The sequence below is a fragment of the Staphylococcus sp. SUC_1.2 genome (assembly GCF_026222585.1).
On record NZ_JANJPM010000001.1, the window covers coordinates 25608 to 37620 of the forward strand.

11 protein-coding genes are annotated in these 12013 nt (G+C 31.3%); 1 reads left to right on the top strand and 10 read right to left on the bottom strand.

All coding sequences use genetic code 11. The features are described 5' to 3' along the window. Positions 1-231: 231 nt before the first annotated feature. Positions 232-1638 (bottom strand): NADP-dependent phosphogluconate dehydrogenase, encoded by a 1407-nt coding sequence (gene gndA, locus NR218_RS00130; protein WP_017176264.1) that lies wholly within the window; start codon positions 1636-1638, stop codon positions 232-234. Positions 1639-1715: 77 nt separating this feature from the next. Then, a complete protein-coding gene (locus NR218_RS00135) occupies positions 1716-2840 on the bottom strand; it encodes a M20/M25/M40 family metallo-hydrolase (protein WP_017176263.1) in 1125 nt (374 codons plus the stop codon). Between the two features lie 168 nt (positions 2841-3008). On the opposite strand from NR218_RS00135, the gene prli42 reads away from it, so the two are divergent. After that, the gene (gene prli42 / locus NR218_RS00140) at positions 3009-3104 is read left to right on the top strand and encodes a stressosome-associated protein Prli42 (protein ID WP_017176262.1); all 96 of its coding nucleotides are present in this window, start codon (positions 3009-3011) and stop codon (positions 3102-3104) included. Positions 3105-3255: 151 nt separating this feature from the next. Here the strand turns inward: prli42 and NR218_RS00145 are convergent, their stop codons facing one another. The 8 genes from NR218_RS00145 to ahrC form a co-directional block, all read right to left on the bottom strand. After that, the gene (locus NR218_RS00145) at positions 3256-4233 is read right to left on the bottom strand and encodes an aromatic acid exporter family protein (protein ID WP_017176261.1); all 978 of its coding nucleotides are present in this window, start codon (positions 4231-4233) and stop codon (positions 3256-3258) included. A 12-nt stretch (positions 4234-4245) separates the two neighbouring features. After that, positions 4246-4683, bottom strand: coding sequence for a bacilliredoxin BrxB (gene brxB, locus NR218_RS00150; RefSeq protein WP_017176260.1), 438 nt, complete (start codon positions 4681-4683; stop codon positions 4246-4248). A 92-nt stretch (positions 4684-4775) separates the two neighbouring features. Next, the gene (locus NR218_RS00155; RefSeq protein ID WP_070443599.1) at positions 4776-6062 is read right to left on the bottom strand and encodes a dihydrolipoamide acetyltransferase family protein; all 1287 of its coding nucleotides are present in this window, start codon (positions 6060-6062) and stop codon (positions 4776-4778) included. Between the two features lie 12 nt (positions 6063-6074). Further along, a complete protein-coding gene (locus tag NR218_RS00160; protein ID WP_049420509.1) occupies positions 6075-7058 on the bottom strand; it encodes an alpha-ketoacid dehydrogenase subunit beta in 984 nt (327 codons plus the stop codon). Further along, positions 7051-8052 (bottom strand): thiamine pyrophosphate-dependent dehydrogenase E1 component subunit alpha, encoded by a 1002-nt coding sequence (locus NR218_RS00165; RefSeq protein ID WP_017176258.1) that lies wholly within the window; start codon positions 8050-8052, stop codon positions 7051-7053. The genes NR218_RS00160 and NR218_RS00165 overlap by 8 nt, the downstream gene beginning before the upstream one ends. 13 nt (positions 8053-8065) lie before the next feature. Beyond that, positions 8066-9490, bottom strand: a complete 1425-nt coding sequence (gene lpdA / locus NR218_RS00170) for a dihydrolipoyl dehydrogenase (RefSeq protein ID WP_048787742.1) — start codon at positions 9488-9490, stop codon at positions 8066-8068. A 142-nt stretch (positions 9491-9632) separates the two neighbouring features. Next, a complete protein-coding gene (recN, locus tag NR218_RS00175) occupies positions 9633-11306 on the bottom strand; it encodes a DNA repair protein RecN (protein ID WP_049434811.1) in 1674 nt (557 codons plus the stop codon). Positions 11307-11321: 15 nt separating this feature from the next. Then, positions 11322-11774 (bottom strand): transcriptional regulator AhrC/ArgR, encoded by a 453-nt coding sequence (ahrC, locus tag NR218_RS00180; protein ID WP_002449839.1) that lies wholly within the window; start codon positions 11772-11774, stop codon positions 11322-11324. Positions 11775-12013: the final 239 nt, after the last annotated feature.

Consider the following 12013-nt stretch of genomic DNA (forward strand, 5'->3'; position numbering starts at 1 on the left):
AAATATAAAATAATATGTAATAGCATTATATAGCGATAATCCAGTTTTTTAGAAAACGCTTACACCTATATTTATCGTACTAATCGAATTTCTAAATGTCAACTTGGGATATATCGATTAAATGTAAATTAAACTAACAAGGCTATATGTATTAAGACATCTATACAAAACTGTCATAATAAAAAAATCTGAGACACTTAATGATGTCCCAGATTTTTAATCCTACAATAATTATTCTTCAGTCCATTGAGTATGGAAAATACCATCTTTATCTTTACGTTCATACGTATGTGCACCAAAATAATCACGTTGAGCTTGAATTAAATTAGCAGGTAGATCTTCTGAACGGTAGCTATCATAATAGCTGATACTTGCTGAGAAACCAGGTGTTGGTACGCCATTTTTAACACCAGTAGCAACTACTTCTCTAAGTGCATCTTGATATTCAGTAACAATACCTTTGAAATAAGGGTCTAATAATAAGTTTTGAAGACCTGAATTATTGTCATATGCGTCTTTAATTTTTTGTAAGAATTGAGCACGAATAATACAACCTTCACGCCAAATCATTGCTAAATCACCTAATTTAAGGTTCCATTCATTTTCATTGCTCGCTTTACGCATTTGTGCGAAACCTTGAGCGTATGAACAAATTTTACTCATATATAACGCTTTACGGATTTTTTCTAAGAAGTCTTCTCTATTGCCATCAAAGTTTGATTTAGGACCACTTAATACTTTCGATGCATTCACGCGTTCTTCTTTAATTGAAGAAATGAAACGTGCAAATACAGATTCAGTAATGATTGTTAATGGTATACCTAATTCTAATGCATTAATTGATGTCCATTTACCAGTTCCTTTTTGACCCGCAGTATCAAGAATTTTTTCTACAAGAGGTTCATTATTTTCATCTAATTTAGTGAAAATATCGCCTGTTATTTCAATTAAATAACTTTCTAATTCTCCAGCATTCCATTCTTTAAACGTTTTAGAAATTTCTTCATGAGACATACCTAATAATTCTTTCATCATTGCATAACTTTCAGCAATTAATTGCATATCAGCATATTCGATACCATTATGAACCATTTTTACATAATGTCCTGCACCATTTGGTCCAATATATTCTACACATGCAGCACCATCTTTTGCTTTAGCAGCAATGGCATCTAAAATATCACTTACTTTGTTGTAAGCTTCTTGTTGACCACCAGGCATTAAAGATGGACCAGTTAACGCTCCGATTTCACCACCAGAAACACCCATTCCAATAAAGTTGATACCACTTTCAGCAAGTGCTTTGTTACGACGAATTGTATCTTGATAGTTTGTATTACCGCCATCAATTAAAATGTCATCGTCATCTAATAAAGGCAATAAGCTATCAATTGTTGCATCTGTAGCAGGACCAGCTTTAACCATTAATAATATTTTACGTGGTTTTTCTAAAGAGTTTACAAAATCTTCTAAAGAATACGTTGGATGAATTTGTTTACCTTCTGATTCCTTAATCATTAAATCTGTTTTATCACTAGAACGGTTATAAACAGATACGCTATAACCACGTGATTCGATATTCCATGCTAGGTTTTTACCCATAACAGCTAAACCTACTACACCTATTTGTTGAGTCATATTACTTACCTCTCTTATTCAATAATTTCATTAGTATTGTATCACAAAAATATAAATGACTTCACTAAAGTAAAATATTATTTCGCTACTAATTCAACAATTTTAATCAATTGATTCGTAAGTTGATTTAAAGCAGCTACAGGAATACGTTCAGAAGTAGTATGAATATGTTCATATCCTACACCTAATATAACAGTTGGAATATGATACGTATTAATAATACTTCCATCTGAACCTCCGCCAGCAATAACAGTTTTACCTGAAAGGCCTAAAATTTTCGCACTTTTTATAGCATATTGAGTTACAGTCTCAGAATCGTTTCTTCTAAAACCAGGATAACTCTTAGAAATTTCAACGTTTGCTTTACCCCCTAATTCTTTTGCTGTCGTTTCGAAAGTCTCTTTCATATGGTTGACTTGATATTCTAAACTTTTATCATTATGCGAACGAGCTTCTCCCTCTAAAATGACTTTATCTGCAACAATATTTGTAGCAGAACCACCATAAAATTTACCAATATTCGCTGTGGTATCTTGATCAATCTGACCTAAATGCATTTTATTAATCGCCTTAGCTGCAATATGAATTGCACTTATACCTTGGTTGGGTTTACTAGCATGTGCTGTTTTCCCATAAATAGTTGTATTGATAATCATTTGAGTTGGAGCACCCACCACTGTTGTTCCAACCGCTTGGCTGGCATCGACAGCATAGCCGAACTCCGCATCTATCAAGTTTTGATCTAATTCTTTAGCACCTTTTAAACCTGCTTCTTCTCCTACAGTGATAATAAATTGAATTTGTCCATGAGGTAATTGTTGTTCGTTTATAGTTTGAATCATTTCTAACAAAGCAGCTATACCTGCTTTATCATCTGCTCCTAATACAGTTGTGCCATTTGAATATACATAGCCATCTTCTTTAAGGATCGGTTTAACGTTAATACCTGGAACAACCGTATCCATATGGCTAGTAAAATAGATTTTAGAAACATGTTCTTTTCCTTTACTACTTGGTAAGGTACAAATTAAATTATTTGCACCTAACCATTCTCTTTTAGACGCATTATCTTCTACAACTTTTAATCCTAAATCTATAAATTTCTTTTTTAGAATGGGTTGTATCGTTTCTTCATTCCCAGTTTCAGAATTAATTTGCACTAACTCTAAAAAAGTATTAAGTAAACGGCGACTATTAATCATTATGAAAACCCCTTTCTTATATAGATAATATTTTAACTGACTTTGACAATTAGAGTAAATAAATTGATTGCCATTTTTATCGAAATCATTTAAGGTTATTTTATATACTATAAGTTATTAATATAACGAATAATCAAATTATTTTAAAGGTTTCAAGGAGCGTTTACATTGAATAATAAAGTGCTAAAGATTATTATCATTATCATGTTAATTGCAGTTGTAGCTGCATTGTTACTTACAAGTCTTGTTCCTCTCATGCATTAAAAATTAATTAGATTAAAAACTATCGACAAAAATTCGAATTTGACGATAGTTTTTATTATTATTTCTTAAAATTATGCAAATAAAAAAGACAAACTTTTTGTATTTAAAGAAAGTTTGTCTTTTTACTTTGATTAGAAGTTAATCTTAGATGTTATATTTCACTATGTAATTTTAAAGAGCCGAATTGAGATTTAATATTTAAATATTCTTCTAATTCATTTAAAATTTGCATCATACTTGCTCTTGATTTTAAAGATTGATGTGATTCTGGCAATGGCAATTCGTCTAATTTTAAACGTATCTCATATAATGAATGTAGTCTTAATACAGTATAATCATTACTATTAACATTATCTCCAATTTCAGCCATTAAATGGGCAACAGTCTCTAACAAAGGATCATTAGCTGAAGTATTATGAATTAATGTTTGGATTCTGCGTAGTATTTCTAGTTGTTCTTCTCTCATATCAAAATAGTGATAATATGAGTTTTCATTTCGCACAAAGTGATTTTTAACGTCTCTAAAAGCAATAGATTTAGCCTTACGAATATTGTTTTCTAATGTATCAAAAGAAATTGACAATTGTTTATTAATATTTAAACATGCTTCACTATATTGTGTAAATATTGTTTTAATTTCATTTTCAATTTCTTTCTTAAAATTACCTAATGTATTATCTAGACTAGGCATAATTAAATTCATTAAAAATGCTATTCCTAAGCCAATGATAAGAAGTAAAATTTCATTAATAATTAAATGAAGCCCAATAACTTTGGCATTAAATACGTGAAGTAAAATGACACAACTTGTCACTACACCTTCTTGAACATTCAACATCACTGTAAGTGGAATAAATAATAAAACAATTAATCCTAAAACGATTGCATTTTGACCAAGTAAATTAAAAATAAATGAACCAAAAAATAACATTAATAAACACGAAACGAATCGAGAACCAATTGCTTGTAGTGAGTGAACCTTAGTATGTTTAATACATAGAACAATGAGGATAGCACTTGAAGCATAGTTATCAAGCCCTATCCATTTAGCTAAAATAACACCTAAAGTAATTCCTACAGCTGTTTTAAGTGTTCTAAATCCAATTCTATAAGGATTTAAAGTTAGCATGTATTGTTCCTCTTATCTTTCTTCACAATACTTATCAAATAACTTTTGAAGTTGATTGATAACATCCATTACGTCATGACCTTCTATTTGATGGCGTTCTATCATTTCAGTAATCTTACCATCTTTCATCAGTGCAAATGAAGGACTTGAAGGTGCGTATCCTTCAAAATAGTCTCTTGCTTGCTGAGTTGCTTCTTTATCTTGACCAGCAAATACAGTAACCAATCTATTAGGTAACTTATCATAATGAAGTGCGTGACTTGCTGCTGGACGCGCTATACCTCCTGCACATCCACAAACAGAATTTATCATTACGAGTGTAGTGCCATCTTGTTTAAATACTTTATCAACTTCATCTGAAGTAGTTAATTGTTCATAACCAGCAGATTCAATTTCATTTCTAGCTTGTTCTACAACACCATTCATATATAAATCAAAATTTAAATCCATTTAGAATCACCTTTCAGTCAATTATTATTTATTGTCATTTTACTAATTTACAACATATAGTTCAAATAGGTTGGTTGTAATATAACAAACTTTTAATAAATATTTGTTGTTTCAATTGAATAGCTTTCAATTCGATTTTTTACTTGCGACATAAATCGTCCAGTTTGAACACCATCTAAAATACGATGATCAATTGAAATACATAAATTAACCATATTTCTTATAGCTATCATATCGTCGATGACAACAGGTTTTTTAACAATTGATTCTACTTGTAAAATTGCTGCTTGAGGATGATTAATAATACCCATTGAAGATACAGAACCAAATGTACCAGTATTATTAACTGTAAAAGTACCACCAGTCATGTCTTCTTGAGCCAGTTGTTGATTTCGAGCTTTTTGTGCTAGTTGATTGATTTCTCTAGCAATACCTTTAATTGATTTTTCATCAGCATTTTTAATTACAGGAACATATAATTTATCTTCATCAGCTACAGCTATTGAAATATTGATGTCTTTATGAATTATAATTTCATTACCATCCCAACTGCTATTAAGTAATGGATTAGATTTCAAAGCTTCTGCTACAGCTTTTACAAAGAAAGCAAAGAAAGTTAAATTATATCCTTCTTGTTTTTTAAACACAGTCTTATAATGATTTCTAGTTTTCACAAGATTTGTAGCATCGACTTCTATCATCATCCAGCCATGTGGAATTTCAGTGGCACTGGTAACCATATTTTGGGCAATTGCTTTTCGCACGCCTTTAACTGATATTGTATAATCGTCTAATGGTTCATTTGATGAAGCGTTATTATTTCTTGAAGTTGTTTCGGAATGATTCGTTATCTGAGTGGTATATGTTTCTTTTGAATTTTGTTGGTTATTTTCTTGAATATAAGTTTCAATATCTTTTTTGGTTACTCTACCTTCAAATCCTGTGCCTGGGACTTGTGATAAATCAATATCGTTTTCTGAAGCTATCTTAAATACGACTGGAGAAAATCTTCCATTATTGATCGAATGCTTAGATGATTGATTTGTGTTAGAAGGCTTAGACTGGCTCTTTACAGAATTACTTTGTGTTTGACTGGGTGTTTCATTAGTTTCGTTAGTATCGTCTTGATTAGAATTTAAAGATGTATCATCGGGTTGAATTTTACAAATGGTTTGATTGATTTCAATCGTTTCACCTTCAGTAGCAATTAACTCTGTAATTGTACCAGAAATAGTTGAAGGAACTTCTGCTGTTACTTTATCTGTAACTACTTCACATAGTGGTTCATATTCATCCACATGATTCCCTTCAGAAACTAACCATTGTTCGATTGTACCTTCATGGACACTTTCTCCTAATTTTGGCATTTTAACATCCATTATGTTACCTCCCTAAAATTGTGCTAACTCACGCATTTTTTTTAATATCTTATCAGGATTCATCATTACTTCATTTTCTAAGTTAGGAGAAAATGGCATTGATGGAACATCAGGACCAGCTAACCGCATAATTGGTGCATCTAATTCAAATAAACAATGTTCGGCTATGATTGCTGAAACTTCAGACATAACACTACCTTCAAGGTTGTCTTCAGTTACAAGCAAAATCTTACCATTTCGTTTAGCGCGTTCAATAATCGTTGTTTTATCTAATGGATAAACTGTTCTTAAGTCAACTACTTCAACATTAATGCCATCTGCCTCTAAAATATCGGCTGCTTGAATACAATAGTTAACACATAAACCATAAGTGAAAACTGTAATATCATCACCTTCACGTTTAACATCAGCTTTACCCAAAGGGATAGTATAGTAAGAATCGGGTACTTCTTCTTTTAAAAATCGGTATGCTTTTTTATGTTCAAAAAATAATACTGGATCATTTGATTCAATTGAAGATAATAATAAACCTTTCGCATCATATGGAGTTGAAGGAATTACAATTGTTAATCCAGGTGTAGACGCAAAGATACTCTCAATACTTTGAGAATGATATAAACCACCATGTACGCCACCACCAAATGGTGCACGAACAGTTAAAGGACATTGCCAATCGTTATTAGAACGATATCGCATTTTAGCAGCTTCACTAATAATTTGATTAACTGCTGGTAAAATAAAATCTGCGAATTGAATTTCAGCTATAGGGCGTTTGCCAAGCATTGCTGCACCAATTGCAGTACCGATAATATTTGATTCTGCTAAAGGCGTATCAATTACACGCAGTTCTCCATATTTTTCTTGCAAACCACGTGTCGCACCGAATACACCACCTTTTCGTCCTACATCTTCTCCTAATATAAAAATATTATTATCTTTTTCTATAGCCAAGTCTTGTGCATTTTGAATGGCTTCTATATAACTCATTTTAGTCATTGAAAATATCTCCTTCTGGATCATACACATATTGATATGTTTCTTCTACATCTGGATATTGAGCATTTTCAGCATCTTTTGTAGCTTTATCTATAATAGATTTATGTGCATTATCTAATTCGTTTAACCAATCTTCATCAATAATGCCTAAATCGAGTAATTCATTTTTGAATTTAAGATTACAGTCAGATGTCTTGAAAGCATCTCTTTCTTCTTTAGAACGATATGTATCATCATCATCAGAAGAATGAGGAGTCATTCGAGTAGTAATAGCTTCAATCAACGTTGCTCCTTCGCCATTAAGTGCCCTTTCTCTTGCTTCTTTCATTGCTTTGTACATCGCAATTGGATCATTTCCATCTACAGTTTCTCCATGAATACCATAACCTATTGCTCTATCAGATAGATGCGTTGCTGCATATTGTAATGAATCAGGGACTGAAATTGCGTATTTATTATTAATAATTACACATACAAACGGTAATTTATGGACTCCAGCAAAATTCAATCCTTCATGAAAATCTCCTTGATTAGAACTACCTTCTCCTACAGTAGCAGTTGCTATATTAGATTGTTGATTCATTTTTAATGCTAATGCTGCGCCTACTGAGTGAGGGATTTGTGTTGCTACCGGAGAACTTTGAGATAAAATACCTTTTTCTCTATGACTAAAATGAGAAGGCATTTGTTTTCCTCCAGAATTAATGTCATCCTTTTTACCGAAAGAAGCTAACATTGTATCATAAGGTGAAATCCCCATATATGTAACGAAAGCTAAATCTCTATAATACGGAGATGAAATATCTCCTTCTTTCATTGCATACGCCATACCAATTTGAGTGGCTTCTTGTCCTTGACCACTTACTACAAAGGGTATTTTTCCAGCACGGTTAAGTAACCATAGGCGTTCATCTAGTTTTCGTCCTAGGTCCATCCATTTATATATTTCTCTCAAATCTTCATCTGTAAGTCCCACAGATTTGTAGTCAATCATTTTACTTCCTCCTTTAAACGTGGATCGCTCTGTTTTCAGCCTTTAGCCCAAGTTCCATCAATATTTCAGACAATGACGGATGTGCATGAGTCGTTAATCCTAATTCTAATGTTGATCCATTCATAAATTGTAATAAAGCAACTTCATTTATTAACTCTGTGACATGTGGGCCTACCATACTTATTCCAATAATATCTCCATTATCTTTATTTAATATAATTTCACAAAAACCACGTTTATTTTTAGTTTCTTCAATAACTGCTTTTCCAATAGCATTAAAAGGAACTTTATAACTTGTTGCCTTAATATTTTGAGATTTAGCAGTTTCTATATTTAAACCGATAGATGCGACTTCTGGATAAGTATAAACACATTTGGGCATTAAATGATAATTCACTGGAAGCGGATGATCATTAAACATATGTTCAACTGCAGTGATTCCTTCTTTAGAAGCTACGTGAGCTAATTGTAATGTTCCGATACAATCACCTGCCGCATAAAGATGCTTATCACTCGTTTGTTGAAATTCATTTACTTTGATATACCCATGAGTATCTAATTGAATTTTAGTATTCTGAATACCAATATCACTTGTATTAGGTACACGACCTACTGCAACTAATATTTTATCAACTGTAATAGTAGTTTTTTCATTTATATTTATTTGAATGACATCATTTTTATGTATGATATTCTCTTCACTTAGTTGGCAATCCTCAAAAAATTCTACACCTCGTTCAATTAAACTATCTCTTAAAAATGTAGAAATGGATTTACTGTCAGAAGGTAATATACGTTTACCTGCTTCAATCACTTTAACATTTACATTTAAATCAGTTAGTAAGGAAGCAAATTCAAGACCAATCACACCGCCCCCGACAATAGCAATACTGTCTGGAAGTGTATCAATTTGTAATATATCATCGCTCGATAAAATATTCTGATGATTAATTTCTAAAAATGGTAATGTTTGAGGACGTGACCCTGTAGCGATAAGTACAAATTGATTTGGAAGTAACTCTGAGCTGCCATCTTCGTATTCAACAGAAATTGTTCCGCTTTGTGGAGAAAATATAGAAGTTCCCATAATACGTCCTATACCATTATAAATATCAATATGATTTTTTTGCATTAAACTTTGAACGCCATTATGCATTTGATTAACAATATCCGTTTTTCGATTCATCATTTTTTCAAAATTAATATGTAAATCGTTTGTGTCTATACCAAATTCTGAAGATTGTCTAACAGTACGAGTCACTTCAGCAGATTTAAGTAGCGCTTTAGTAGGAATACACCCTTTATGTAAACATGTGCCACCTAATAAAGATTTCTCTACAATTGCTACCTTTTTTCCTAATTGAGAAGCACGAATCGCTGCTACGTATCCTGCTGTCCCACCACCTAAAACAACTAAGTCATATTGTTTTTCAGACATTTTGCTACTCCTTATTAATCAGATTTAAAGGTTAGAATTGAAAAGTGTGAATAAACAATTTGAATATAAAAAATAACATTATACTCAGTATGTTCTATTTCTTTTCGACATCCAACCTTAATTTAAATTATTCAATTATAAACTATTTATGATTTTGAGCAATCATTTCTCTAGCATTTTCTCTTGTTAATTCAGTTACACTTGCTCCAGAAATCATACGAGCAATTTCGTCAATTTTATCTTCTTTTTTTAACTCTTTCACTTGAGTTGTTGTACGATCATTCTTAGTCATTTTACTAATTAATAAGTGATGATCACTCATAGAAGCTACTTGCGGTAAGTGAGATATACAGATAACTTGAATATATTTTGCAATATCTCTCATTTTTTCAGCCATTTTTTGAGCTGCTTGACCAGAAACCCCCGAATCAACTTCATCAAACAAAATAGCAGTTTGACCTCTTGATTCAACGAATATACTTTTTAACGCTAGCATAATACGAGAAAGTTCTCCGCCAGAAGCTATTTTATTTAAACTTTTAAGTGGTTCTCCCTTATTAGGACTAATTAGAAACTCTACAAACTCAATTCCTTCTATTGTAGGAGTTTCTAAGGGCTGAAATGAAATTTCGAGGTTAGCATCTTTCATTTGTAAATTTTGAATTTCAGCCACGATATGATCCCGTAACGTTCGAGCTACAATTCGTCTTTCCTTCGATAATGACTGTCCATATTTTATTACTTTTTCATAAAGCAAGTCAATTTCTTCTTTTAATTGAGAAGTACTTTCTTCATAATTTTCAATCTTAGAAATTTCACTTTCTAATTTAGATTGATAAGTAATAAGTTCATCAATAGTTTTACCGTACTTACGTTTAAGATTATTCAGTAAGTTCATTCTAGATTCTAATTCATTAAGTAATTGTTCATCAAATTCAGTATTTGACATTTCATCGTATAGTTCGTGTTTAGCATCCTCTAAGGTATAGTAGAACTGATCAATATCTGCTTTAAGTTTTTTAAATCTACCTGGAATAATGTCATCAATAGTTTGTAAATGATTACTTAATTCATATAAACGGTCGGTGATAGCATGTTCATCTGTAAGTGTGACATGCGCATTGTTTAATGCTAAACTTAATTTTTCAGAATTTTGGATTCGTTTTATATCAGATTCTAATTGAGTAATTTCACCTTCTTTTAGAGAAGCTTCTTGCAATTCCTCAAATTGAAACTTCATTAAATCAAGACGTTGCAATAATGCTTGATCAGCAGACTGTAATTCTTCAAGTTCTTTTTTCTTTTCTTTATATTCATTAAATGTCGTTTCATATTGTTCTTTAACACGGCTATATTGATTTTCAGCATAATCATCTAATAATTTTAAATGATATTTTTGTTTTAATAACGTTTGCGTTTCATGTTGGCCGTGTATGTCTAAAAGTTCTTGCATCACTTTTCTTAGATCTTGAAGCGTAACAATTTGATTATTAATACGACAAATACTTTTTCCCGAACTAAAAATCTCTCTTTTTACTAATAGAAAGTCTTCATCAATATCAATATCTAACTCATTTAAAACTGAAATGGCCTCTTTACTATTATCAATATCAAAAATCCCTTCGATAATTGCTTTTTTCTCTCCATGTCTTACAAAATCAGAAGAGGCACGCATACCAATAAGTTGGCCTATTGCATCTATAATAATTGATTTACCAGATCCAGTTTCACCACTAAGCACAGTTAAACCATCAGAAAAATGAATTTCGAGTTCATCTATAATTGCAAATTGCTTTATTGATAAGGTTTGTAACATAGATTAATCGCATCCTTATAATAAATTGAAAATTCTTGTTTTAATTGTATGACTTGCTTCTTCATCTCTGCATATTAATAGACAGGTATCATCACCACAAATAGTTCCTAATACTTCATCCCAATCAATTTGATCTAAGATTGCTCCGATAGATTGAGCATTACCAGGAAGCGTTTTTAGTACGAGTAGGTTTCCTGTTCCTTCAATATTTACAAATGAATCCATTAAGTATCTACCTAATTTTTCTAAAGGATGGTACTTTCTATCGTTGGGGAGGCTGTATACATATTGTCCTGATGAAGCAGGTACTTTAATTAATTGCAATTCTTTAATGTCACGAGAGACAGTCGCTTGAGTAACATTTAGGTCGTATTCATTTAGACGTTTTACAAGTTCATCTTGTGTTTCAATTTGTTCACTTGAAATAATCTCTCTTATTTTTATATGTCTTACAGATTTTTTTGCCATTATGAACACTCCTAGTTTCGAATATTTATACAATGATTTTAACACAACGTTATTTTAACTACTACTAAAGTTATCCTTTAGAAAGGTTGATTTGAAGAAAGATATTATTATTTATGATACGTATTATCATATTTTCTATTTAAATTAAATTTAAATTTATATACATTTATGCATTATAAATCATTAAAAGTAGATTACTAAAACAAAAAACTCTTTAAAGATTATTGTTTTAGTAATCT